Genomic DNA, 23,149 nt, shown 5'->3' with positions numbered 1-23,149 from the left:
GAGTCGGCGCCAAAGGAGAAGTGTTATGAGAGGGAGATTCAGCATATTGACTGTGGCTCTTGGAGTCGTCGCTTTGGGAGGTGTCTTTGCACCGGTTGCGAGGGCCGGATGCGGTGCTTATCCGGGAGTTCAGACGAGGGGTAGTGTAAAACCCATGGCCTTTGTGCTTGGTTCGGGCTTGACGGGCGCGGACTGGGACTTTGGCCATGAAGGGGCTTCGATTGTAGGACTGTGGCGGTTCAAGTTTCTCTCGGAGGGCAACCTGACGTCGGCTGGAATCCCTGACGGCGCGGTGCTAGACCAGGGATACTCGGCCTGGCACAGCGACGGGACCGAGATTATGAACTCGGGCCGTGATCCTCTGACGGGCAGTTTTTGCCTGGGCGCGTGGAAGCAGACGGGACGATCCAGCTTCAAACTTAGCCACTACGCTATGAACTGGAGCGGCCTGACTGTGGATGCGAAGGGGAATGTAATTTTGGATCCGAAGACCAAGCAGCCACTGAACGTTCTTATTGGGCCTTCAAACATCAGCGAAAATGTCACTGTCGATGGAGACAGGGACAGCTTCCAGGGGACATTCACCATTGAGAACTACGATCCACTGGGCAAGGTACTGATTCGTCTGACGGGGAAGGTCACAGCGGTGCGGCTCACGGCGGATAGCCCTGGGTTCGTGCAGTAGAAGCGTGCAGTAGATGAGACTGATGGCCTGGAAGATCGGGAGTCTTCCGGGCCATCGTTTCGACGCGTGGGTTTGCGACGATCAGGGTTTGGGGCGGAGTTGCTGGAGGAGAGCCTCGGCGGTGGGTTGGGTGTTGAGGATGTCGGCGGGGGTGAGCCAGGCGCGGCGAAGCTGGGTGATGCCGTAACGCATCTGGTCGAGCTCTTCGGTGGCGTGGGCGTCGGTGTTGATGACGATCTTGCAGTTGTGTTTTTTCGCGAGGCGGAGGTGGAGATCGTTGAGGTCGGCGCGGGCTGGGCTGGCGTTGTGCTCGACGGCTACGCCTTTTTGTGCGGCGGATTTTAAGATTGCGTCGATGTTGATGGCGTAGGCTTCGCGGCCGAGGACCTTGCGGCCGGTGGGATGGCCGAGGATGCGGACGTGCGGGCTTTCGAGGGCGCGGAGGACGCGTGCGGTCATCTCTTCGGCTGGTTGGTTGAAGTGGGAGTGGACGCTGGCTACGACGATGTCCATTTGGGCCAGGGTGGAGCCGTCGAGATCGAGGGCGCCGTCGCCGAGGATGTCGACTTCGATGCCGGGGAGGATGCGGATCTTTCCTTCGAGCTCTTGCTGGAATTGCGCGTCGATCTCGCGGATGCGTTTGATGTGGGCGAGGGCCCTCGTGTCGTCGAGGCCGTTGGTCATGGCGAGGTTTTTGCTATGGTCGGTGATGGCGATGTAGGCGAGGCCTCGGGCGAGGGCGGCTTCGGCCATCTGACGGATGGTGTCGCGGCCATCGGTGGCCTCGGTGTGCATGTGCAGGTCGCCGCGGATGTCGGCCAGCGTGATGAGCTGCGGGAGGGTGTGGGTTGCGGCGGCTTCGAGCTCGCCTCCGTTTTCGCGGAGCTCGGGTGGGATGTAGTCGAGGTCGAGGGCGTTGTAGATCTCGGCTTCGGAGGCGGCGGCTACGATGACGTTGTCTTCGAGGCGAAGGAGCGCGTATTCGCTGAGGGTTAGGCCACGTTTGATGGCGCGCTGTCGCAGAGCTACGTTGTGCATCTTCGAGCCGGTGAAGTATTGCAGAGCGGCGCCGTAGCTGGCGCGGGGGAGGAGGCGGACGTCGACCTGAAGGTTGTTTCGGAGGGTGAAGGAGACTTTGTTTTGCCCTTTGGCGATGAGCTTGTCGATGAGGGGGAGGGATGCGACATGTTCGACGGCTGCCGAGACGACGTCGGGTTCGCAGGCGGGACCGGTGGCGAGGAGGTCGAGGTCGCCTACGGTCTCGCGGCCGCGGCGGAGGGAGCCGGCGGGGATGATCTCGTCGATGCCCGGGAAGGCGCGGATGAGGTTGATGATGGTGTCGGCGTGTTGCTGGGCCTTATCGATGCGGAATCGGCTGGAGTTCTTGCGGTGGTCTTCGATGCCCTTGAGGAGCTTGGTGACGAACTTCTCGCCCATGCGGGGGAGCTTGGTGAGTTGGCCGGCTTTGGCGGCGGCTTCGAGGCCGTCGATGTCGCAGACCTGGCAGGAGGACCACACGAGGGCTACTGTCTTGGGGCCCATGCCGGGTAGGCGAAGGAGGTCGAGCATGGTGGGTTTGTACTTTTGCAGAAGCTCTTCGCGGAGGGGCATGGTGCCGGTGGTGAGAAGGGCCTGGATGTTGGCGAGCATGCCTTTGCCGATGCCGGCGATGGCGAGGAGTTGCTTGGGATCGTCGGCGATGGTGGCGAGCTGGGTGGTTTGCTGCTCTACGGCTTCTGCGGCCCGGCGGTAGGAGCGGATGCGGAAGGGGTCGGCGGAGTCGATCTCGAGGAGGGAGGCGGTTTCGTCGAGGAGGCGTGCGATCGAGATATTGTCCATGGGAAGGCGTCAGAGGCGGGTGCGGCCACTGATGTCAGTATGCAACAAATTGTGAGGGGCTTACAGGGATCGAGCAGGGCTGATCGTACGAGCCGCTGCACCGACCTGAGGAAAAGTTAACGCTACTGACTTTGACTCGCTTGATTTTGACTCGCTTCTTTGAGACGAGCTACTTGATCGGCCTGAGGTCCTTTGGTGCCCTGGATGATGTCGAACTCAACCTCATCCCCTTCTTTGAGGCTCTTGTAGCCCTCGCGCTGGATGGAGCTGTAGTGGACGAAGACGTCGGCTCCATCATCGCGACCCAGGAAGCCGTAGCCTTTTGCGTTGTTAAACCATTTCACTGTGCCCTTATATTGTGCCACTGGAGCGACTCCCTTTCTTTGGTTCTGTAACTATGGTGCACCGCGAAGAGAAAGCGTTTCAACGGCGGCGCCCATCTGAAAGGTGTGACGCAAAGAGGGAAGAAGGAGTTTTCTCAAGGGGTGATTGCAAGCAGGGTTTTTGCGGATGCAGGCGTGTTTGGCTATGAACTTGCACCCTATATGGAGGTGTGGCAAGTGATTGCGTGCAGATGGTTTTTGATGAGATGGGAAGGAGTTGAAAAAACTTTAAAGAAGTGAGCGTTATGTTTGGCGGAGGCTTGACAGGACACTTTACCTGCGAAGTGGATTAGAGCCGGCCAGCGCGACGAGCTGAGTCGTAGAGCATGAGACCGATGAGAGTTTTTCCATCGTGGATCTTGTTGTCGGCGATGAGAGCGAGGGCTTCGGAGAGGGGGAGGCGAAAGACTTCGATGTTCTCATCGAGTTCGGGGGCGGAGGCGCCTTCACGGAGGTCGCGGGCGAGGTAGATCTGCATCCACTCGCCGAGGAAGCCCGGGCTGGCGAAGTATTTGGTGAGGAGGGTCCAGCGTTTGGCGCGGTAGCCGGTCTCTTCGATCATCTCGCGTTTGGCGGCGGCGAGGATGGCTTCTCCGGGTTCGACGCGACCGGCGGGAAGTTCGATGAGGAGCTGGCCGGCGGCGTGGCGATACTGGCGTTCGAGGATGATGTCAGGGTCGGCGGGATTTTTGGACTCGTCTACGGCGAGGATGACGACGGAGCCGTTGTGGCGGATGACGTCGCGGGTGTTGAGGTGTCCGCCTGGCTCCTGGACCTTGTCGGTGAAGACGGAGAAGACTTTGCCTTTGTAGGAGAGTTTGGAGGAGATGAGCTTTGATTTGGCGAATTTTGATGCGGGCTTGATGGTGGTTGCGGCAGGTGGTTTCGGGGTCTCGGACTGGAGGGCGCTGGGCTTGGTTATCTGCTTTCTTTTTGCGGCCATGAGGCTAAAGTATCATCCTGCATCTAGACTTGGGTGACGGGCATCCAACGGAATGCGCGGAAAAATTTGCTGTGGGACTGCGTGTTGCCCTAGGGAACGAGTCTGAGGACAGGTCTGCATGAGCGTTGAGTGTTTTCCGATCACGGTGCTGCCGCATGTGTCGCAGATCTACCGCGACTATCTTGCGATGGCGGAAAGCGCCGGGGACTCTGCGGTTCGGCGGTGGTATGGGGCGGAGCCATTTGCGGGGAGGTGGATCGGAAGAGGAGAGCCGGTGAAGGATGCCGGAGCGTTGGCGGACCTGTTGGAGAAGCAGGCGGTTGAGTTTGGTGCGGGGGACGCCGCGAAGGCCAACATTGCGAAGTTGCGCGCGGGGGCGCGGGCCGTGGTGACGGGGCAGCAGGTGGTGCTGTTTGGTGGGCCGCTGCTGACGATTTTGAAGGCAGCTACGACAGTGGCGCGGGCGAAAGAGGCCACTAAGGCAACGGGCGTTGAACATGTGCCGGTGTTCTGGATGGCGACGGAGGATCATGATCTGGAAGAGGTGGATCAGGTTTCGCTGCTGACGAAGACGTCGGTGGAGACGCTGCGCGCTGGGTTGAAGGTGGCGCGGGCGGTGCCGGTGGGCGGGGTTGTTCCGGGGCCTGAGTTGGAGGCGATACTGGAGCGGGCGAGTGAGCTGCTGGAGTTCGCTCCGGTGAGCGAGTGGCTGCGGGAGTGTTATGGGCCTGAGGGCGGGAGGTGGCCTTCGCTGGCGCTGGCCTTCGGGCGATTGATGACGAAGATCTTTGCGGAGCAGGGGCTGGTGGTGATGGATGCGGCTTCGCGAGAGTTTCATGCGCTGGGGGCTGGCACGCTGCGATATGCGATTGAACATGCGGCGGAGTTGCAGGATGCTTTGATTGCTCGGGGTAAGGAGTTGGTGGCGCGCGGGTATCATGCGCAGGTGCTGGTGGCCGAGGGTGGGTCGATGTTGTTTCTGCTGGATGAGGCGACGGGAGAGCGAGTAGCCTTACGGCGCGGTGCGTCGGTTGATGGTGGGGCTCAGTGGAAGGCTGGCGGGAGGAGTTATTCGACGGCGGAGTTGATTGCGATTCTGGAGGCGACGCCGGAGAGGTTGAGCCCGAATGCGCTGCTCCGACCTGTGTTTCAGGATATGGTGCTGCCGACGGCGGCTTATGTGGGCGGGCCGGCGGAGATCGCTTACTTTGCGCAGAGCGCGGTTTTGTATGAGGCGATATTGGGACGGATTACGCCGGTGCTGCCGCGGTTGAGCGCGACGCTGCTGGAGCCGGCGATTGCGACGGTGATGGATAAGGATGAGGTGCAGTTGCCGGATGCGATGACGACGGCGGAGGTGCTGGCGCAGAGGTTGGGGGCGCGGGCGATGCCGATTGAAGGAAAGCGCAAGCTTGCTGCGGTGGGGAATGCGGTGGAGACGGAGTTGAGCGCGCTGACGACGTACCTTGCGGGGATGGATGAGTCGCTGGGGCAGGCGGCGGAGGTGTCGGGGTCGAAGATGCGGTACCAGATGAATCGGCTGCGAAGGATGGCGGCTACGTTTGAGCTGCAGAAGGAGGCGAGTCTGCGGAAGCATGCGGAGGCGATTGTGCTGAATGTGTTTCCAGGGGGGCATCCGCAGGAGCGCGTGGTGGCGGGAGTGTGGTTTATGGCGCGGTATGGGGATGGATTGGTGGAGAAGCTGGTTGGAGTGGCGGGGAATCAGTGTCCGGGGCATGTGGTGGTGCGGCTGTGAAGTTTGAAGGGCTGTTTGCTCAGGATGGGATCTGCAAAGCGGTTCGCGCGTGGCGCGAATACCCCACCCTATGCGATAAAACCGCAAAGGATGGGGCACCCACATCTTGAAACCCACATCTTGAAGCTGGTTTGGTTGGGGGGCAGTTTTAGAATAGGTGGGTGAGGTGTTGCGATGGGTTTGAGCGATCAGCCGTTTGAGGTGATGTGCCCGGATTGTGGGGGGATGCTGAAGGTGGATCCGGTGACGCGGGCGGTGATTGCGCATACGTCCGCTCCGAAGAAGAAAATGTTTGAGGACTTTGGCGAGGCGGCGAAGGCGTTGCGCGAGGCGGATGCGCGGCGGGATTTGATCTTCGCACAGAGCGTTGACGCGCAGAAGAATAAAGACGATGTGATGGCGAAGAAGTTTGCGGAGGCGGTGAAGAAGGCGAAGGAGACTCCGCTGACGGATCGGCCGCTGCGGGATTTTGATTTGGATTAATTGTTTGTGTTGGAGTAATCCTGAGGCTCGATATGAGATACCAGGCTGGACTCGCTCTCGCATTTTTATTTCTGGCAAGCTCTGGGTCCGTGATGCTTGCGCAGACTGCTCCTCAGGTCTCGCAGACTCCCTCGTTTAGTACGCATTCGAGCCTGGTGGTGGTGCCGGCGCTGGTTCGGAGTAAGTCGGGGAGTCTGGTTTATACGCTTATGGCGGATGACTTCTTGCTGACTGACGATGGCGTTCCGCAGATGCTAACGCTGGAGCAGGATACGGGTGGCGAGCCTTTGGCTCTTGTCGTGGCGATCGAGGTTGGTGGGGCGGGCGCTCGCGAGTTCAACAAGTACAGTTCGATTGCTCCTCCGCTGGCGCCGATGCTTGCGTCGATTGTTGGCAATGTGCCGCACAAAGTTGCTGTGGTTACGTTTGATAGCACGCCTGCGTTGCTTCAGGGTTTTACGTCCGATACGGCTGCTGCTGCGGATGCGATTCAGACGCTGATGCCGGGCTGTACACGGCAACATCATCTAATGAACTGCGCCTCGCCACTTGCTATTCACGACGTTGGACTGGGGGATAACGGAGCTGCGATTCTCGACACACTCGGCTTCTCTGTCGATCTGCTTCGGGATCAGCCGCGCCAGTATCGGCGTGCGATTCTGCTGATCAGTGAGACGCTTGATCGCGGCAGCCACCTGAAGATGGAAGAGGCGTTGCGCATGGTGAGCGATACGAATACGACGATCTACAGCATTGGGTATTCGACGGGAAAGTCGGAGGCGGCGCACTATGCGGCGCGAGAGCTGCCGACGCAGCCTGGTGAGCTGGGGTTGGAGAATCATCATCCGAATCCGCAGAATGGGTGCATGGGCAGGGATCCCGACCCCGATCCTGATGCTACTCATAACAAGGCTATTCAGGCTTATGACTGCCTGACTCAGCTTGCGCCGCCACTGGCGCTTGCGAAGATGGCTGCTATCGAAGCTACGGATGGTCTGAAGCGGAATGTTCCGGAGACAGTTGCACGTCTAACCGGTGGAGAGTACTTCAAACTGACGGACATGAAGAGTCTGGAGCGTAGTCTGGCTGCGATCTCGAATCACATTCCGAATCGGTATGTGCTTAGCTTTCAGCCGCAATCTCCTTCGCCTGGTCTCCACGAGATTAGCTTGCATTTGCGGAACTACTCGAAGCTGCAGGTGACGGCGAGAAGCAGCTATTGGGCAGATGTCGAAACTACTCCGGCCAATTAGGAAGCGCGCGGGAGAGACGGTAGACTGAAGAAATGCCACCAATCTTAAATGCGCAGGGTTTGACTAAGGCCTTTGGCGCTACGCCTTTGTTTCGTGAGATCAGTTTTACTGTTTCGGATGGAGATCGCATTGGGCTGATTGGGCCTAATGGTGCAGGGAAGTCTACGCTGCTGAAGGTGCTGGCGGGAGATGAAGACGCCGATGCCGGGGACGTTGCGGTGCGGAAGCGGGCTCGTGTTGGGTATGTGGAGCAGGAGTCAGTGTTTGCGCCGGGGGTGACAGTGCGTGAGGTGCTGGAGGCTGCGCTGGTGCGGGCGAAGGTGTCCGACGGGGAGCATGAGGGCCGGCTGCGGGAGACGAGTGGGCGGACGGGGTTTCCGGATTTGAGCGCGGAGGCTGCGCGGCTGAGCGGTGGGTGGCGGAAGCGGCTGGCGATTGCGGAGGCGGTGGTGACGCATCCGGATGTGCTGCTGCTGGATGAACCGACGAACCATCTGGATTTAGCTGGGATTGCGTGGCTGGAGGAGCTGCTGAATGAGGGTAGTTTTGCTTGTGTGCTTATCAGCCATGATCGTTATTTTCTTGAGAATGTTGCGACAGAGATAGTCGAACTGAATCGCGTGTATGCCGAGGGGCTGTTGCGGGTGAAGGGAACCTACTCGAAGTTTATCGAGGGCAAGCAGGCGTATATGGAGGCGCAGAGCAAGCTGCAGGATGCGCTGAAGAATCGCGTAAAGATTGAGGTGGACTGGCTGCGGCGCGGGCCGAAGGCGAGGAGTACGAAGGCGAAGGCTCGGATTGATAATGCGCAGGATCTGATTGGACAGTTGAAGGAAGTGAACTCGCGCGTGCAGACGTCGAGTGCAGGGATTGATTTTTCTGCGACGGATCGGCAGACGAAGCGACTGGTTGAGTTGGAAGATGTGAGCGTGGTGCTGGGGGATCGGAAGATTGTTGAGGGGTTGAACTTTCTGGTGACCTCTGGAATGCGCGTGGGGTTGGTGGGGCCGAATGGGAGCGGGAAGACTACGCTGCTGCGGTTGTTGACTGGCGAGTTGGAGCCTTCGCAGGGAACGATCAAGAAGGCGGCTTCGTTGAAGATTGTCTACTTCAGCCAGATGCGCGAACTGGAGGAGGGCGTGACGCTGCGGCGGGCGCTGGCTCCGGACTCGGACTCGGTGGTGTATCAGGGGCGCGTCGTGCATGTGGCTAGTTATGCTACGAAGTTTCTCTTCACCAGCGAACAACTCAATCAACCTGTCGAAAGGCTGAGTGGAGGTGAGCGGGCACGGGTGCTGATTGCGAAGCTGATGCTGGAGCCTGCGGATCTGCTGCTGCTGGATGAACCGACGAACGATCTGGATATTGCGACGCTGGAGATTCTGGAGGAGAGTCTGCTTGAGTACACGGGGGCGCTGGTATTAGTGACCCATGATCGTTACATGTTGGATCGTGTGTCGACGATTGTGCTGGGGCTGGATGGGCGGGGTGGTTCGGAGATGTTTGCGGATTACTCGCAGTGGGAGCAGTGGCGGGGTGTGAAGGTGGAGGAGGCGATCGCTCCGGGGGTTGCTGGTATTGCAGTTTCGCCTGCTCCAGCGATTGCTTCGAATGGGGCCTCGAATTCGGGTGGGAAGAAGAAGCTTTCGTATCTGGAGGCTCGGGAGTATTCGGGGATCGAGGCTGCGGTGGAGGCGGCGGAAGATCGGTTGCAGAAGGCTCGGGAGATGATTGAGGACCCGGCGGTGGCGGTGGACGCGGGGCGGTTGACGGCGGCGCTTGCGGAGATGGAGGCGGCGCAGGAGGAGGCGGACGGGCTGTATGCGCGGTGGGCTGAGTTGACGGAGAAGGTTGGGTAGGTTCTTCGCTGTTGCGAATGGTGGACGAGAGCGGTTCGCGCGTGGCGCGAATAACCCACCCTATGCGATGAGACTGCAAAGGATGGGGCACCCGGCTCCAGAGCGGATTTGCTGTTGGTGTGGAGGAAGGCAACCGCAGATTCCCTTCGGGAATGACAAACAAAAGGTATGACAAAGAAAGGACGCGGCAGACTTACCGCCAACTGCTGCTGGGTTTAGTGTTGCGCTAAGACGCGGCGGTTGGCTTCGGATTGGACTTTGTCTAGGTCCTGGTGGAGGAGTTGATTGTGCTCGACCATGAGTTCGCCGCCGACGTATACGCTGTCGATGTCGCGCTCTGAGGCGATGAGGACGAGGTTCGCGTAAGGGTCTTCGAGTGATACGCCGAGACGTTTTGGATTGATGAGGAGGAAGTCGGCGAATTTGCCGGGTTCGAGCGAGCCTAGCTTGTCTTTGACGTTGAGGACGTCTGCTGAGCCCATGGTGTGCAGCCAGAGGACCTGGTAGGGGTTCATGACGGTGGCGTCTTCGTATTTATCGTGGATGGCGTAGAGGCCGGTGCGCATGTTTTCGAAGGGGTCGGCGAGGTCGGCGCTGGCTTCGCCGTCGACGCCCATGCCGACGCGGATGCCCATCTTGAGGTACTTCGGAATGTCGGCGATGCCTGAGGCGAGGCGGCCGTTCGAGAGCGGGTTCCACGACATGGAGGCTCCGGCTTTGGCGGTCTGCTGGAGGATGAAGTCGTCGGAGTGGATGAAGTGGCCGAAGATGAGCTGGTTAGTGAGCAGGCCGCTGTCCATGATCCAACGAAACTTGGAGCGCTGCTCGCCCTGGTCGTCGGGCGCTTCGATGTAATGGGTTTGGTTGCCGAGGTGGAACTCCTTCATCATGGCCGCTTCCATGACGGCCTGCTGGTAGGTGTTGTTGAAGGCGGTCATGCCGCTGATCATGACGCTGAGGAAGCGCGGGTTGGGTGGTTGGGCGGCGGTCCAGTCGAGGAAGATCTTGAGGCGGGAGCGGGCCTGATCGATGGTGATGGCGGGAGACATGCGATCGGGGCCGTAGCTGTGAATGAAGCGGATGCCGGAGTCTGCTGCGCCATGGAACTGGGCCTCTTCAAACTGATTGTTCAACTCGGCGGTCTTGGCTCGACCGCCGTAGGTGAAGTTGTAGGCGGTGGTGATGCCGTGCTCGAGGTGGTCTAACGAGCCGAGGAGAGCGAACCAGTACATGTCTTCGGGCGAGGCTTTGGCGGCATGGATTCCATAGAGATCGTCGATCCAGCCGGGGAGAGTCTTGTCGGCGGCGAGGCCGCGATAGGCTGCCTGCCAGAGATGGCTGTGTGCGGAGATGAAGCCGGGGATCATGAGGTCGCCGTGGGCATCGATGACTTTGTCGGCGTGGAGGGTGGCGGGCGGTTCTCCTGCGGCAACGGCCAGGATGGTGCCGTCTGGTGCGATGGAGATGTAGCCGTTGATGGGCTCGCGCTGGTTGGGGGCCATGGTCATGATGCGCGCGTTGCGGATGATGAGTTTGGGATTGGCGGCGAAGGCGGGGTAGGTCATGAGCGCGAGGAGGAGGAATACTCGGCGGATGAGGCTTGAAAGATGGCTGGGCATGCGTTGTGTTTAGCGTGGATGGGTTTTCAAGTCAATTGGAAAGTGCGCGGTTCGCTTGAGTGTTGTTGGGTTGGCGGCGTTTCGCGATATGCTGCTGGGACTATGAAAAAACTTTTTTGCGGGGTGTTGGTCGGGTTGGCGGCTTCGGTTTGCGTGGCGCAAGATACAGGGGCGACGAAGCATATGGTGGTGCTGCATGCGGCGCGGATGCTGGATGTTGCAGCAGGGAAGGTGGTGGCGCCGGGTGAGGTGCTGGTGGAGGGAGAGAGGATTGTTGCTGCTGGCTCGCGTGTGGATCGACCGGCTGGGGCGGAGGTGATTGATTTAGGGGATACGACGCTGATGCCGGGATTGATCGATGCGCATGTGCATCTGTTTCTGCATCCGGGAGCGGAGGATCTACAGACGGTGCAGGAGAGTGTGCCGGAGCGAACGCTGATTGCGGCGGGGGCGGCGAAGGCGGATCTGATGGCGGGGTTTACGGCGGAGCGGGATATGGGCACCGAGGGTGCTGGGTGCGCAGATGTTGCGGTGCGGAATGCGATCAACTCCGGGTTGATACCGGGGCCGCGAATGCGGATGAGCTGCAATGCGATCGATTTGACGGGTGGGCATGAGGATGCGATTGGGTATAACCCGGCGCAGAGGGTGCTTTCAAATGCGGACTATGCGGATTCGAGTGAGGAGATTGTGAAGGTGATGCGGGAGCAGCGAAAAGGTGGCGCGGACTTTACGAAGGTGTATGAGACAGGGAAGGATGGGGTGCGAGAGGGTGAGTTTGTGACGCCGTATCAGTACACGGAGGCGGAGCTTCGAGCAGCGGTGAAAGAGGCTGAGCGGACGGGCGGTGGAGTGGGTTCAGGGCGCGGGGTTGCAGTGCATGCTACGGGAGAACCGGGGACGGGATTTGCCGTGGCGGCTGGAGTGGCTTCGGTGGATCATGCGTATCAGTTGAGCGATTCGACGATGAAAGCGATGAAGGAGAAGCAGATTTATGCTGTGCCTACGTTTGCGATCAGCGAGTATTTCGCGGACCACGCTGCGAGCAAGCCGGCAGAGGCGAGGGAGAGGCAGTTGATTGCGTATCATGCGACGGAGTTCAAGAAGCAGTTGGCGGCGGGTGTGCCGATGGCGGTGGGCAGCGATGTGGGGCCGTTTCCGCATGGGACGCAGGCGCGTGAGCTGGAGTTGATGGTGGAGTTTGGCATGAGGCCGGCAGCGGCGTTGCAGGCGGATCTGCTGAACGGCGCGAGGCTGCTGGGATGGGCGGGGAAGATTGGAGAGTTGAAGGTTGGGTATTTTGCGGATGTGATCGGGGTGCCGGGAGATCCGTTGCAGGATATCTCGGCGACGACGAAGGTGTCGTTTGTGATGAAGAACGGGGTGGTTTACAAGCGGCCTTGAGGTGCAGGCTGCGGTGTTGCTTTCAGGCGGACCACTGCTCGTCGGCGGAGGGGCCGTAGAGTGCAGGGACGGGGATGTCGTTGAGGCGGAGATAGACACCTAGCTGCGCGGTGTGGTGGATGAGGTGGTTGAAGCACATCTGGCGAAAGGTGAGCGAGCGGGGGTTGTTGGAGATGACGTGCTCTCCGTAGCTGAACTTCCAGAGTTTGGCGAGGTTCTCGTCGGAGCATGCGGCGATGGCGTTGCGACAGGCGGCTGCACTTTCGTCGAGCTGCTGCAGGGCGTTGGCGCGGGTGGTGAACTCGAGTGGGGCATGGGGACGCTTTGGGGCTGCTATGTCCATTTCGTCGTCGAGGATGATGTAGGAGCCGAAGAGGGGCAGGGTAGCGCAGTGCATGGCGAGTTTGCCGAGGACCATGGACTTGTCGTGACACTTCCAGTTGTTCTTGCCTTCGGGGACACGCTCGAGGGTGCGGCGGGTGTTGGAGATCTCGTTGTCGAAGTCCTGGAGGAGGATTTCAGCGATGGTCATGTGGGCTCCTTTTATACGGACAGAAGGATATACGAAGCGGGAAGGGCGAAGAATGAAAAGTAAATGCAAATACGGGGATCCTTCGGCTGCGCAGATCACGATGAGACTGTGACCTGCGCAGCTCAGGATGACGTCGCCTGATTTCTAAGGGTCGAGGCTGCTGTCGGAAAGATCGTTGCTAGAGGCCGGTGATGTTGAAGCCGCAGTCTACGAAGGTGATTTCGCCGGTGATGCCGCTGGCGAGGTCGCTCGATAGGAAGAGGGCTGTGTTGCCGACTTCTAACGCGTCGACGTTGCGATGGAGTGGGGCGCGCTGTTCGACTGCGGTGAGGATGGTTGTGAAGTCGCTGATGCCGCGCGCGGCGAGGGTCTTGATGGGGCCGGCGGAGATGGCGTTGACTCGAATCTTCTTCGCGCCGAGATCTGAGGCGAGGTAGCGGACGGCGGATTCGAGTCCGGCTTTGGCGACGCCCATAATGTTGTAGTTGGGGAAGACTTTTTCGGCGCCGTAGTAGGTAAGGGTGAGGATGGAGCTTCCTTCGGCCATGAGAGGCTCGGCTGCGCGAGCGAGGGCGATGAGGGAGTAGACGCTGATGTCGTGAGCGATGCGGAAGTCTTCGCGCGGAGTTCGCAGGACATTGTTTATTTTCATGTTGGGTGCGAATCCAATGGAGTGAATGAGAATGTCGAGCTTGCCATAGACGGTTTTGAACTGCTCGAAGACGGCGTCAATTTCTGCGTCGCTGGAGACGTCGCAGCGGAAGGTCTTGGCGCCGGGGAGATCGGCGGCTAACTCTTCCGCCTCGCGCTGGAGACGCTCGCTTTGATAACAGATGGCGAGGGTGGCGCCGGCTTCGGCGAGCTTCTGGGCGATGGCCCACGCGATGCTGCGTTTGTTGGCGAGGCCGAAGACGACGGCTACTTTGCCTTTGAGGTCAATCATGATGCGTGGTGATCCTTTCGAGACGGCTTGGGCGGGTGGGGCGTGGCCCAACAGAAAGGATAGCAGGGTGAGGGCGGTACGAGATGAGTGGGAGTTCTTCTATAGTGGAGGCGCTGGTTGAGGAGGATATTTGATGTCGGAGTTTTCGCGTAGAAGGTTTTTGCAGACGGGGAGTGGGTTGGCTATGGCGGCGGCTTTGCCTGGTGTGTTGCCCGGTACAGTGATGCTGGGGCAAGAGCAGGCGGCGCCGGTGGCGAGTGGGGACCGGGTACGGTTTGCGAGTATTGGGGTGGGGATCCAGGGGTCTCAGTTGCTCAGGAACGCTGTGAGTCTGCCGCAGGCGCAGTGTGTTGCGGCGTGCGATCTGTATGACGGGCGGCATACGCTGGCGAAGGAGATTGCGGGCGCGAATATCAAGACGACGCGACGGTATCAGGAGATTTTGGAGGATAAGGATATCGAGGCGGTGATTGTTGCGGTGCCGGATCACTGGCATAAGCAGATCACGGTGGATGCGATTCGTGCAGGGAAGGATGTGCACTGCGAGAAGCCGATGTCGCACACCATCGCCGAGGGGGAGGAGATGGTTGCGGCGGTGAAGGGAAGCAAGAACTTTGTGCAGGTGGGGTCGCAGAGGGTGAGCTCGAAGGTGTTTGCGAAGGCGAAGGAGTTGTACGACTCGGGCGCGATTGGAGAGGTACACCAGGTGGAGCTGCAGCTGGGGAGGAACTCACCAGGTGGGGCCTGGGTGTATCCTCCGCCGCTGGATCTTTCGCCGGAGACGCTGGACTGGGCGACGTGGGAGGGGACTGCGCCGAAGAAGGCGTTCGATCCGATTGCGTTTGCGCGGTGGCGTGCGTTCCATGAGTACGGCACGGGAATGGCCGGCGACTTGATGGTGCATCTGTTGAGCGGGATGCAATTTGTAACCGGGATCCATGCGACTCCGGATCGGGCTTATTCGATTGGGGGCATCTATCGCTGGAAGGATGGGCGGAATATGCCGGATCTGATGGTGACTGAGTTTGAGTACGGCAATGTTGCAGTGACGGTGCGGCTGACGCTGGGGACGGAGACGCCTGAGGTGACTCGGGTGATGGGGCCGAAGGGCGTGATTGAGATTTCGAATACCAATACGGTGACGTTGATTCCTCAGTTGGGGGTAGATCGATCGCCGGCTTATGGGATCAATGGGTTTCCGGCGGCGATGCATGCTCAGTATGAGAAGCAGTGGCATGCGGAGCACGATGCGTTTCTGAATGAGCATCCGCTGGATGACACGATGATGTGGAAGGGGCCGTCGTGGGATGAGCTGCGGCCGCACCTGGCGACGTTCTTCGATGCGGTGAGGTCGCGGAAGCCGGTGGCGGAGGATGTGGTGTTTGGGCACCATGCGGCGTCGGCTTGCCACATGGCGAATGCTTCTTACTTTGAGAAGAAGGTGATTTTGAAAAAAGTCTAGGAAGAAGGCTCTAGGCGGTGAGCCAGTCGTACTGAGCGTCTGTGAGGGGGACGACGGAGAGGCGGAACTGGCGGAAGAGGATGGAATCTTTGAAGACGGCGGCGGTGCGCATCTCGTCGAGCGGCTTCTCGGTTTTGAGGCGCTTAACGGGCTTGATGCGGACCTGCGGGTTTTTGGGGTCGGCGGCATCGACGGAGACTACCTTGGCTGTGCCGACGGCTGCTTTGCCGACGACGGAGTGATAGATGACGAGTTTTTCGCCGGGCTTCATGCCTCGAAGATTGAGGAGGGCCTGGTTGTTGGAGATGCCGTCCCAGGTGGTCTCGCCGTCGCGCTCGAGGTCTTCGAAGGAGTATTTGGTGGGTTCGGTTTTTAGCAGGTAGGGCATCGTTTTTCTCCGTTTGCAGGATAAAGCAAAGTTAGCTTAGCCGCCGAGGTCGACTAGATTGACTTTGGTGACGGGTTGGCCGAGGAAGTTGGAGCCGAGGCGCTGGAACTTTTCTATGGAGTCGGTGGCGTAGAAGGTGCAGCTTGGTTGGGTGGTGGGGGTGAGGTTGGGGAAGTGGTTGGCGACGAGGGCGGCGGTGGCCCGGGCGGTGGCGTCGGCGGAGTCGATGACGGTGAGGGGGTGGCCGATGGAGTCGAGGGTGCGGTGGATGGCGGGCTCGATGAGAGGGTAGTGGGTGCAGCCGAGGAGGAGGGTTTGGGTGGCTGGCGCGGCGGCGAGGGCTTCGGTGAGGTAGATTTTCAGGACTTCGTCGGTGACGGGGTGGTTGGTCCAGCCCTCTTCGACGAGCGGGACTAGGAGTGGGCAGGCTTTTTCGCTCGCCTCAAGGCCGAGGGCGTTGAGAGCGTGGGTGTAGGCGTGGGATTGGACTGTGGCTTGAGTGGCGAGGACGAGGACGTTGTTTGGACCGTCGGGAGTATTGGACCCCGGGGAGCTCGAGGTTGCGAGGGCGGCCTGGGCTCCGGGTTCGACTACGCCGATGACGGGGATGGGCAGGGCTTGCTGGATGTCCGGAAGGGCCAGGGCGGTGGCGGTGTTGCAGGCGATGACGAGGAGGTCGGCACCTTGATCGTGGAGGAACTTTGCGCTGGAGACGGCATAGCGGGCGACGGTTTCGCGGGACTTGGAGCCGTAGGGGAGACGTGCGGTGTCGCCGAGGAATAGGTAGTGGGCGTGGGGGATGAGCGGAAGGAGGGCGCGGAGGACGGTGAGGCCGCCGAAGCCTGAGTCGAAGACGCCGATGGTGAGGGATTTTGCGGGGTTTGGATTGGCTGCGGGGCTGTCGGTCATGAGTGTTTTGTTATTGCTGCTGAAGCTCTTGTTATTGTTGAACATTTTTTTGCGGAAAGGTTCTGAAGGTTGTAAATGCTTAGTGACCTTCGGGATCCTTCGCTACGCTTAGGATGACGGCAACACAAAGCAAGGACGTGGGGTGAGCTATCTATGCTGAAGGCTCTTTTGTATGTTAGGCTGTTTTTCTTTTAAGGCTGAGGGGTTTCGGTGGGTGGGGCCGGGTGGGAGGTGGTGTCGACCGCGGGGTAGGTGCGGAGGAGGTCGGCGTGGCCGGCGAGGGTGTCGTGGGGCTGGCCGTCGACCAGGAAGCGGACGCCGGTGATCTGGGGGAGCGCGGTGTGGAGGGTGCCGACGATCGATTGCACGGTGAGAGCCTCGACCTGGATGCCAGAGGGGTGATTGTCTACGAAGGAGCCGTGGAGGTTGACGATGGCTTGCTGGTTGGCTTGGGAGAGGTCGGCTAAAGGCCGATGCGGGGTCTTGGTCTGGTTTGTCTGGGTTATCTCGGGGGGAGTCAGGAGGAAGACATCGTCGACGGCGGGGCCGGCTTGGAGTGGATGTTTGGAGGTGGGGAGGGCGTAGGTTGCGAGGAGGTGCTCGAGGAGGGTGCGGGCGCGTAGGGTTGGTGCCTGGGGCAGGGCGAAGGATTCGGTGGTGGGGGTGATGGAGGCGTCGGTGTCGCTGGCGAGATAGAGGGTGATGTCTTCGGTGCTGGTGGCGGTGGGGGCGGCGATGGGGGTGGCGTCGTTGAGGGCGGCGAGGCGCTTGTGGGCCTGCTGGCAGCCGCGGAGGAGAAAGGCCGACATGAGGAGGATGCCGCCCAAGAGGCTCCAGAAGAGGATGCGCTGGTAGCGGGGGATCATCGGGCAGCTCCGGCGGCGGGGTTCTGGTTCCTGCGCCAGGTGGTGAGGCCGGTGGCGATGGCCTGGGCGATCTGCTGCTGGTAGTTGGCGTCGCTGACAGGGGTGGGGTCACCGTCGGTTGGGGTAAGAGGCGCGATCTCTATGGCGACGGCGGGGCAGGTTAGGTTATCAAGGGGGCGGAGGGAGGCGCGGGTGAGCAGGACGGGCAGGCGGGAGTGAAGGAGGGCGAGGCCGAGGGAGTTGGCGAGGGCGAGGCTCTGGGGGATGGAGGCGGATTGCGCGGTGTCCCAGGGGATGGCGTGGTGTGTTTCGGTGTCGGCGTCGTCGGGCGGCGGGACGTCGGAGGTGATGATGTGGACGCCGTTGCCGCTGGCGGTGGCGTGGAGGACGAGGCAGGCGGTGGGGTGCGAGTGGTTGGCGATCTCGGCGCGCTGGTCGGTGGTGAAGGGGACGGTGGGGTCGGTGTCGCGAGTGGCGATGACGGAGAAGCCGCTGGTGGAGAGGAGTGCGCGGAGGCGAGTTGCGAAGGCGAGGGTGAGGGATTTTTCAGGGAGGTTGTCGGTGAGCCGGGCGCCGGAGTCGGTGCCGCCGTGGGCGGGGTCGAGAAAGATGGTGGTGCGGGGGATGGGTTGCGGGGTTTGCGCGGTTAGGGGGGCGAGGCTCGCGAGGAGGACTAGGGCTAGGCGCGCGGCGAATTGCTTTAGGGGGTAAGTCAAAGGGTTTGAGTGGTCGCGGGTTTGATTGTAAATGGGTTTCGCGACCACTCGGGTTGGTGAAGTTTAGTCGAGGGCGTAGATGGCTAGGCCGCTTAGAAGTTTGGGGTAGAAGTCGGTTGATTTCTGGGGCATGACGTCGCCGGAGAGAGAGATGTCGCGGAGCTGGTCTAGGGTGATGGGTTTGATGAGGAAGGCTATGTCGGCTTCGCCGCTGGCGACCAGGGCGGTGGCTTCGGCGGGCTCTCGAATGTAGCGGACGTTGCCGAGGCGGGTGATGGTGTCCTGGTCGAGGCCGAGGAGCTTGTCGAGGATGATGCTGTGGAGTTGGACGACGTCGAGCTGGGCCTGGCGGGGAGAGATGCCTTTGAGGGCCGCTGCGATGACGTCGGGCTTTGGGGTGAGGAGGTAGTTGCCGTCGCCGGTGGCGGCCAGGAAGGCGGTGCCGGGGGTGGCGTTGAGTGCGGCGAGGTCGGGTGTGGTTAGCTCTTTGATGTTGAAGAAGGCGCTGGCTTTGGTGATGAAGTCGGGTGAGCTGAAGCTGGGCAGGCCGTGGACGACGCGGTGGGTGGGCAGGATGGTGATGCCGGGGGCGTCCATGTTGACGAAGGTCATCATCATGGCGGCTTCGGGGAAGGCCGGGGTGGGGAGGGTGGAGCGGGTGTCGCCGTCGGCGATGACGGAGGGGGAGCTGTCTTCGTCGCCGGGGATGGCCTGCTTGAAAGGGAGTTTGAGTTGGGCTGAGCGCTCCTTTGCGTAGGCGACGGAGGTCTCGTAGCGGTGGTGGCCGTCGGCGATGATGAGCTTCTTGTCGGCCATGGCGGTGAGGAGGAGATTGATGATGTGGGGATCGGTGATCTTCCAGAGGCGATGGACGACGTTGTACTCGTCGGTGATGGCGAGGTCAGCTGGTGCGGTGTCGGGGCCGATCTTGCCGCTGAAGTCTTTGCCGGGGCCGCTGGCGCCGAAGATGAGCTTTTCGGCGGTGAAGGCTGGGTCGGAGTAGAGCATGTAGATCTGCTCGCAGTAGGCGCGGGTGGCTTTGAAGAGGGCGAGGCGGTCGGACTTGTGCTTGGGGAAGGTCTGCTCGTGGCGGTAGACGACCTTGTCGGCGTAGTCGTAGAGGTGGCCGAGGGCGATGAAGCCGCGGCGTTCGCGGGTCTCCGTTTGTCCAGCCGCGGCGCCGGTACCAGGAACTTCATAAGTCTGGGAGTAGCCGTAGACGGCTGGCTCGGCCTCTTCGGCGAGGACACGATCGCGGCGCCACTCGCGGAGGGTCTCGGCGGCGCGGGTGTAGACGTTGTGGGCCTGTTCGCCGTAGGGGAGGAAGTCCTGCGGGTCGGTGTCGCCGGGCTCGTGTTTGCCGAGGATGATGCGGATGAGGTTGTAGGGGCTGGCTTCGTAGTAGAGCTGCTGCATGGCTGGGGTGATCTTGTCGTAGGGCTGGGTGACGACGTCTTCCATGTTGACGCGGGCGGGGTCGTAACGGAGGGCGCGGAAGGGGTAAAGACGGGCCATGCTTTGAAGGTTCTCCAGAGTTGGATTCTGTGGTGATTGTACGGGTTGGGACGTGAAGAGAGGGTAAGAAGGGGTGAGAGGAATCCGGAGGTGTATGGAGAACGTTGAGGAGACAGCAACTGCGCGCAGGCCAAGATGAATTGATGACAAATGGGGTTGACAGGGGGTCTATTATCTTCAGAACGCAGCATCTGATGGACTTGGCGGGCTGTGGGTTGAGTGATTGGTAGAGGCTCCACAGATGTGCGACTGGTGAGTGGTCGCGAGGACTACATAGGTGCCGAGATGGAGATCAATAGACGGGACGGGGTAGTTGTTGGAGACGGGCGAAGAGAGTGTGGGGCGGCTCGCCTGAGAGGGCGTTGGGCCGGGTGGAGGCTTGGGGTGTTGCTGGGTCTGTGTTTGGGGTTATGGGGTGGGGCGGAAGGTGGAGTTTGCCTCGCGCAGGAGCAGGAGAATCCGCTGGATGTGGTCCATACGCCTGCACCGCCTGCGCCGCCGAAGACGCCTGAGGAGAAGAAGCCGGTGATCGAAGGTGCGGCAAATGCGGCTGCGCTGGGAACTTCGCGACGGGATGCGCGGATTCGAGTGGATGTGAACCTCGTGCTGATTCCGGCGACGGTGACCGATCCAATGAATCGGCTAGTGACAGGGTTGGAACGGGAGAACTTCGAGGTCTTCGACAACAATATCGGACAGGTGATCAAGAGCTTCTCGACACAGGATGCGCCGGTGACGATTGGGATCATCTTCGATTTGAGCGGGAGCATGTCGTCGAAGTTTGCGCGTGCGCGGAAGGCGTTGAGTGAGTTTTTGAGGACATCAAACCCGCAGGATGAGTTCTTTGTCGTCGGGTTCAACGATCGGCCCGCGGTGATTGTGGATTACACGTCCGATGTGGATGACGTGGAGGCGCGGATGGTGATGCTGAAGCCGGAGAATCGGACTGCGCTGATCGATGCGATCTATCTTGGCGTGGATAAGTTGAAGCAGGCGAAGTATGAACGGAAGGCGCTGCTAATAATCTCGGATGGAGGGGATAATCGCAGCCGTTATACGGAGGGCGAGCTGCGGCGCGTGGTGCGGGAGAGCGATGTGCAGATCTACTCGATCGGGATCTTCGATCAATATGCGCCGACGACCGAGGAGCAGTTGGGGCCGGTACTGCTGACCGATATCTGCGATATGACCGGGGGACGGATGTTCCGGGTCTCGGAGCTGGGGGACTTGGGCGATATTGCTTCGCGGATCAGCGCAGAGCTGAGAAATGAATATGTGATCGGGTATAGGCCTTCAGAGGTGAAGCAGGATGGGAACTGGCGTAAATTGAAGATACGACTCGTTCCGCCGCCAGGGCTTCCGAACCTGACGGTACATAATCGCCAGGGGTACTATGCACCTTCGCAGTAAGTGTTTTCAGCCGGGGATGGCCGCTGCAGGATGGTTGATGCTGATGGCCGGTGGGGCGGCCGGATTGGCCCAGCAACCTGCATCTCCGCAGGTAACCGCGAAACAACAACCCGCTTCGCAACAACCTTCGCTAACGGTGGATCGCGATCCTGTGGCTTCGCCTGATCCTGATCCGCCTGCACAGAGCCAGACCGGCGCTCCGCAAGGTGTAGGTAGTAATGCGATTGCGCGCGAGAACGGCAAGTACACGCTGCGGCAGGATGCTTACGAGGTGCGGCTGAATGCGACGGTGCTCGATGGAAGTGGCCGGTCGGTTCAGACGCTGGATAAAGATGCATTTCATGTCTATGAAGATGGAGTTCCACAGACGATCAACTCGTTTCGGCATGAGGACCTGCCAGTGTCGCTGGGGCTGCTAATCGACAGCTCGGGGTCGATGTATGACAAGCGTCAGGCGGTGGATAAGGCGTCGCTGGATTTTGTGAAGTTGTCGAATCCCGAGGATGAAGAGTTCCTAGTGGACTTCTCGTGGGAGGCGTTCATCGACCAGGACTTTACGAATAATATCGACAAGCTGCAGCAGGGGCTGGGATATATCAAGTCGAGTGGTGGAACGGCGATCTACGATGCTCTGGTGGCATCGGCGGATTATCTGGCGAAGAACGCGAAGCATCCGAAGCAGGTGCTGCTGGTGATTACCGATGGCGAAGACAATGCTTCGAGCGCGACGCTGGAGCAGACGATTCGCAGGATTCAGGATCTCGACGGGCCGGTGATCTATTGTGTGGGACTGCTGTTTGGCGAGGATACGGATAAGCGTGAGTCGCGACATGCGCGGAGGGTATTGGAGACACTGGCGGAGCAGACGGGGGGGGCGGCTTACTTTCCTAAGTCGGTGAATCAAGTAGACGAGATTGCTGCAGAGGTGGCGCAGGATATTCGCACGCAGTACACGATCTCGTATCACTCTACGAAGTCGCCGACGCTTGGCGGCTATCGCGAGGTGCATGTGGAGGCCAAGTCCAAGAGCTTTGGCCGGCTGTCGGTGCGGACGCGGACGGGGTATTATCCGAGGGTGGTGGCGGAGGCGGGCAAAGGTGGGAGCGCCGGCTTTAGTGATCCCGGAAAGAAGAACTGAGGCGTAGGATCGCTGATGGAGTTGCGGGCGATTGCCTCGGGACACCTCTGTCTGTCAGTAGGATGGAAGGTGACGATTGATTTTGTTTATGAAGGATTGGGTTGATGAAGGTTGTTGAGAGCATCTTGGAGTTAGTGGGGCAGACGCCTATGGTTCGTCTGCGCCGGCTTGAACAGGGAAGTGGTAGTGGAAATTGCGGAGAGATTTGGGCGAAGCTCGAGTACTTGAATCCGGGGGGAAGTATTAAGGACAGGGCGGCACTTGGGATTGTGCTGGACGCTGAGCGGCGGGGTGTGTTGCAGCCTGGCGGGACGATTGTGGAGGCGACTGCCGGGAATACAGGCGTCGGGTTGGCGTTGATCGGCGTCAATCGCGGATACAAGGTGATGCTTTATGTGCCGGAGCAGTTTGCTGAGGAGAAGTGCAAGCTGATGCGCGGGTTGGGTGCGACGGTGGAGCGAACGCCTGAGACCGAGGGAATGGCGGGGGCGATTCGACGGGCGTTGCAGTTCGAGAGAGAGACGCCGGGGGCATTTGCTGCGCTGCAGTTTGAGAATCCGGCGAACCCCGACTTTCATGAAGAGACGACGGCGGCGGAGATCTGGGAGCAGATGGAAGGGCGCGTGGATGCGTGGGTCTCGGGGGTGGGATCGGCGGGTACGTTTACTGGGGTGGCTCGGTTCTTCAAGAAGAAGCGTGCGGAGATTTTGACCGTAGCGGTGGAGCCGCAGGGGAGTGTGCTGGAGGGCGGCGAGCCGGGGCCGCATAAGGTTGAAGGGATTGGGGTTTCGTTTATTCCTGCGACGTTTGACCGCTCCGTGTGCGATCGCGTGATGATGGTGATGGACGAGCCGGCGTTGAAGATGGTGAGACGACTGGCTGCGGAAGAGGGTGTGTTCGCGGGGTCCAGCGCGGGGGCGATGCTGTGCGCAGCGGTGGATGTGGCGCGGGAGCTTGGAGCGGGGAAGAGAGTGGTTACTGTGATTCCGGATTCGGCGGAGAGGTATCTGTCGAAGGCGCTGCTGGATTAATTTTCAAACTGGAAT

Annotated in this window: 21 protein-coding genes; 10 read left to right on the top strand and 11 right to left on the bottom strand. The window is 60.3% G+C overall.

Annotated features, from left to right (window positions below):
* Positions 1 to 154 precede the first annotated feature (154 nt).
* A complete protein-coding gene (locus HDF08_RS12695) occupies positions 155 to 685 on the top strand; it encodes a hypothetical protein (protein WP_179639060.1) in 531 nt (176 codons plus the stop codon).
* An 81-nt stretch (positions 686 to 766) separates the two neighbouring features.
* Here HDF08_RS12695 and polX read toward each other — a convergent pair whose 3' ends face one another.
* The 3 genes from polX to HDF08_RS12680 form a co-directional block, all read right to left on the bottom strand.
* Positions 767 to 2,524, bottom strand: a complete 1,758-nt coding sequence (polX, locus tag HDF08_RS12690) for a DNA polymerase/3'-5' exonuclease PolX (protein WP_179639059.1) — start codon at positions 2,522 to 2,524, stop codon at positions 767 to 769.
* 122 nt (positions 2,525 to 2,646) lie between these two features.
* Positions 2,647 to 2,889, bottom strand: coding sequence for a cold shock domain-containing protein (locus tag HDF08_RS12685; protein WP_179639058.1), 243 nt, complete (start codon positions 2,887 to 2,889; stop codon positions 2,647 to 2,649).
* Positions 2,890 to 3,196: 307 nt separating this feature from the next.
* A complete protein-coding gene (locus HDF08_RS12680; RefSeq protein WP_179639057.1) occupies positions 3,197 to 3,850 on the bottom strand; it encodes an NUDIX hydrolase in 654 nt (217 codons plus the stop codon).
* Positions 3,851 to 3,968: 118 nt separating this feature from the next.
* On the opposite strand from HDF08_RS12680, the gene bshC reads away from it, so the two are divergent.
* The 4 genes from bshC to HDF08_RS12660 all read left to right on the top strand — a co-directional run bounded on the left by bshC (position 3,969) and on the right by HDF08_RS12660 (position 9,201).
* The gene (bshC, locus tag HDF08_RS12675; RefSeq protein WP_179639056.1) at positions 3,969 to 5,606 is read left to right on the top strand and encodes a bacillithiol biosynthesis cysteine-adding enzyme BshC; all 1,638 of its coding nucleotides are present in this window, start codon (positions 3,969 to 3,971) and stop codon (positions 5,604 to 5,606) included.
* Positions 5,607 to 5,780: 174 nt separating this feature from the next.
* Complete coding sequence (locus tag HDF08_RS12670; protein ID WP_179639055.1) at positions 5,781 to 6,089, top strand: hypothetical protein; 309 nt, start codon at positions 5,781 to 5,783, stop codon at positions 6,087 to 6,089.
* Between the two features lie 32 nt (positions 6,090 to 6,121).
* The gene (locus HDF08_RS12665; protein WP_179639054.1) at positions 6,122 to 7,342 is read left to right on the top strand and encodes a VWA domain-containing protein; all 1,221 of its coding nucleotides are present in this window, start codon (positions 6,122 to 6,124) and stop codon (positions 7,340 to 7,342) included.
* 32 nt (positions 7,343 to 7,374) lie between these two features.
* Positions 7,375 to 9,201, top strand: a complete 1,827-nt coding sequence (locus tag HDF08_RS12660; protein ID WP_179639053.1) for an ABC-F family ATP-binding cassette domain-containing protein — start codon at positions 7,375 to 7,377, stop codon at positions 9,199 to 9,201.
* A 215-nt stretch (positions 9,202 to 9,416) separates the two neighbouring features.
* Here the strand turns inward: HDF08_RS12660 and HDF08_RS12655 are convergent, their stop codons facing one another.
* Positions 9,417 to 10,820, bottom strand: a complete 1,404-nt coding sequence (locus tag HDF08_RS12655) for an amidohydrolase family protein (RefSeq protein WP_218884688.1) — start codon at positions 10,818 to 10,820, stop codon at positions 9,417 to 9,419.
* A gap of 102 nt (positions 10,821 to 10,922) precedes the next feature.
* Here HDF08_RS12655 and HDF08_RS12650 point away from each other — a divergent pair, with 102 nt between their 5' ends.
* Positions 10,923 to 12,224, top strand: a complete 1,302-nt coding sequence (locus HDF08_RS12650) for a metal-dependent hydrolase family protein (protein WP_179639052.1) — start codon at positions 10,923 to 10,925, stop codon at positions 12,222 to 12,224.
* A gap of 22 nt (positions 12,225 to 12,246) precedes the next feature.
* On the opposite strand, the gene HDF08_RS12645 is transcribed toward HDF08_RS12650, so the two are convergent.
* Together HDF08_RS12645 and HDF08_RS12640 are read right to left on the bottom strand one after the other, a co-directional pair.
* Positions 12,247 to 12,756 carry a DinB family protein gene (locus tag HDF08_RS12645; protein ID WP_179639051.1) on the bottom strand — a complete coding sequence of 170 codons (510 nt, stop codon included), beginning with the start codon at positions 12,754 to 12,756 and terminating at the stop codon, positions 12,247 to 12,249.
* Positions 12,757 to 12,934: 178 nt separating this feature from the next.
* Complete coding sequence (locus tag HDF08_RS12640; protein ID WP_179639050.1) at positions 12,935 to 13,699, bottom strand: enoyl-ACP reductase FabI; 765 nt, start codon at positions 13,697 to 13,699, stop codon at positions 12,935 to 12,937.
* A 133-nt stretch (positions 13,700 to 13,832) separates the two neighbouring features.
* Here HDF08_RS12640 and HDF08_RS12635 point away from each other — a divergent pair, with 133 nt between their 5' ends.
* Positions 13,833 to 15,161, top strand: a complete 1,329-nt coding sequence (locus tag HDF08_RS12635; protein ID WP_179639049.1) for a Gfo/Idh/MocA family protein — start codon at positions 13,833 to 13,835, stop codon at positions 15,159 to 15,161.
* 10 nt (positions 15,162 to 15,171) lie between these two features.
* On the opposite strand, the gene HDF08_RS12630 is transcribed toward HDF08_RS12635, so the two are convergent.
* The 5 genes from HDF08_RS12630 to HDF08_RS12610 all read right to left on the bottom strand — a co-directional run bounded on the left by HDF08_RS12630 (position 15,172) and on the right by HDF08_RS12610 (position 19,555).
* Positions 15,172 to 15,549: an EVE domain-containing protein gene (locus tag HDF08_RS12630; protein ID WP_179639048.1), complete on the bottom strand. Its 378-nt coding sequence runs from the start codon at positions 15,547 to 15,549 to the stop codon at positions 15,172 to 15,174.
* Positions 15,550 to 15,585: 36 nt separating this feature from the next.
* Complete coding sequence (murI, locus tag HDF08_RS12625) at positions 15,586 to 16,458, bottom strand: glutamate racemase (RefSeq protein WP_179639047.1); 873 nt, start codon at positions 16,456 to 16,458, stop codon at positions 15,586 to 15,588.
* Between the two features lie 191 nt (positions 16,459 to 16,649).
* Positions 16,650 to 17,324: a GerMN domain-containing protein gene (locus tag HDF08_RS12620; RefSeq protein ID WP_179639046.1), complete on the bottom strand. Its 675-nt coding sequence runs from the start codon at positions 17,322 to 17,324 to the stop codon at positions 16,650 to 16,652.
* Positions 17,321 to 18,040, bottom strand: a complete 720-nt coding sequence (locus HDF08_RS12615; protein ID WP_179639045.1) for an N-acetylmuramoyl-L-alanine amidase family protein — start codon at positions 18,038 to 18,040, stop codon at positions 17,321 to 17,323. Before HDF08_RS12615 ends, HDF08_RS12620 begins: the two co-directional genes overlap by 4 nt.
* Positions 18,041 to 18,103: 63 nt before the next feature.
* Positions 18,104 to 19,555 (bottom strand): DUF1015 domain-containing protein, encoded by a 1,452-nt coding sequence (locus HDF08_RS12610; protein ID WP_179639044.1) that lies wholly within the window; start codon positions 19,553 to 19,555, stop codon positions 18,104 to 18,106.
* A 384-nt stretch (positions 19,556 to 19,939) separates the two neighbouring features.
* On the opposite strand from HDF08_RS12610, the gene HDF08_RS12605 reads away from it, so the two are divergent.
* From HDF08_RS12605 to cysK, 3 genes are all read left to right on the top strand, one after another.
* Entirely contained in the window at positions 19,940 to 20,965 is a 1,026-nt protein-coding gene (locus HDF08_RS12605; RefSeq protein WP_373563182.1) for a VWA domain-containing protein, read from the top strand.
* Positions 20,949 to 22,103: a VWA domain-containing protein gene (locus tag HDF08_RS12600; RefSeq protein WP_257031110.1), complete on the top strand. Its 1,155-nt coding sequence runs from the start codon at positions 20,949 to 20,951 to the stop codon at positions 22,101 to 22,103. The genes HDF08_RS12605 and HDF08_RS12600 overlap by 17 nt, the downstream gene beginning before the upstream one ends.
* A 104-nt stretch (positions 22,104 to 22,207) precedes the next feature.
* Positions 22,208 to 23,134: a cysteine synthase A gene (gene cysK / locus HDF08_RS12595; RefSeq protein WP_179639043.1), complete on the top strand. Its 927-nt coding sequence runs from the start codon at positions 22,208 to 22,210 to the stop codon at positions 23,132 to 23,134.
* The last annotated feature ends 15 nt before the right edge of the window (positions 23,135 to 23,149 follow it).

The sequence above is a fragment of the Tunturiibacter empetritectus genome, assembly GCF_013410875.1.
Taxonomy (GTDB): domain Bacteria; phylum Acidobacteriota; class Terriglobia; order Terriglobales; family Acidobacteriaceae; genus Edaphobacter; species Edaphobacter empetritectus.
Note: the sequence above shows the minus strand (reverse complement) of the source record. Positions and strands in the feature narration are given on the sequence as shown.

What these genes read in the sequence shown, in the direction of transcription:
- HDF08_RS12695 (WP_179639060.1), top strand. Translation starts at nt 155, where the DNA reads ATGGCCTTTGTGCTTGGTTCGGGCTTGACGGGCGCGGACTGGGACTTT.
- polX (WP_179639059.1), bottom strand. Translation starts at nt 2,524, where the DNA reads ATGGACAATATCTCGATCGCACGCCTCCTCGACGAAACCGCCTCCCTC.
- HDF08_RS12680 (WP_179639057.1), bottom strand. Translation starts at nt 3,850, where the DNA reads ATGGCCGCAAAAAGAAAGCAGATAACCAAGCCCAGCGCCCTCCAGTCC.
- bshC (WP_179639056.1), top strand. Translation starts at nt 3,969, where the DNA reads ATGAGCGTTGAGTGTTTTCCGATCACGGTGCTGCCGCATGTGTCGCAG.
- HDF08_RS12670 (WP_179639055.1), top strand. Translation starts at nt 5,781, where the DNA reads ATGGGTTTGAGCGATCAGCCGTTTGAGGTGATGTGCCCGGATTGTGGG.
- HDF08_RS12665 (WP_179639054.1), top strand. Translation starts at nt 6,122, where the DNA reads ATGAGATACCAGGCTGGACTCGCTCTCGCATTTTTATTTCTGGCAAGC.
- HDF08_RS12660 (WP_179639053.1), top strand. Translation starts at nt 7,375, where the DNA reads ATGCCACCAATCTTAAATGCGCAGGGTTTGACTAAGGCCTTTGGCGCT.
- HDF08_RS12655 (WP_218884688.1), bottom strand. Translation starts at nt 10,820, where the DNA reads ATGCCCAGCCATCTTTCAAGCCTCATCCGCCGAGTATTCCTCCTCCTC.
- HDF08_RS12650 (WP_179639052.1), top strand. Translation starts at nt 10,923, where the DNA reads ATGAAAAAACTTTTTTGCGGGGTGTTGGTCGGGTTGGCGGCTTCGGTT.
- HDF08_RS12645 (WP_179639051.1), bottom strand. Translation starts at nt 12,756, where the DNA reads ATGACCATCGCTGAAATCCTCCTCCAGGACTTCGACAACGAGATCTCC.
- HDF08_RS12640 (WP_179639050.1), bottom strand. Translation starts at nt 13,699, where the DNA reads ATGATTGACCTCAAAGGCAAAGTAGCCGTCGTCTTCGGCCTCGCCAAC.
- HDF08_RS12635 (WP_179639049.1), top strand. Translation starts at nt 13,833, where the DNA reads ATGTCGGAGTTTTCGCGTAGAAGGTTTTTGCAGACGGGGAGTGGGTTG.
- HDF08_RS12630 (WP_179639048.1), bottom strand. Translation starts at nt 15,549, where the DNA reads ATGCCCTACCTGCTAAAAACCGAACCCACCAAATACTCCTTCGAAGAC.
- murI (WP_179639047.1), bottom strand. Translation starts at nt 16,458, where the DNA reads ATGACCGACAGCCCCGCAGCCAATCCAAACCCCGCAAAATCCCTCACC.
- HDF08_RS12620 (WP_179639046.1), bottom strand. Translation starts at nt 17,324, where the DNA reads ATGATCCCCCGCTACCAGCGCATCCTCTTCTGGAGCCTCTTGGGCGGC.
- HDF08_RS12610 (WP_179639044.1), bottom strand. Translation starts at nt 19,555, where the DNA reads ATGGCCCGTCTTTACCCCTTCCGCGCCCTCCGTTACGACCCCGCCCGC.
- HDF08_RS12600 (WP_257031110.1), top strand. Translation starts at nt 20,949, where the DNA reads ATGCACCTTCGCAGTAAGTGTTTTCAGCCGGGGATGGCCGCTGCAGGA.
- cysK (WP_179639043.1), top strand. Translation starts at nt 22,208, where the DNA reads ATGAAGGTTGTTGAGAGCATCTTGGAGTTAGTGGGGCAGACGCCTATG.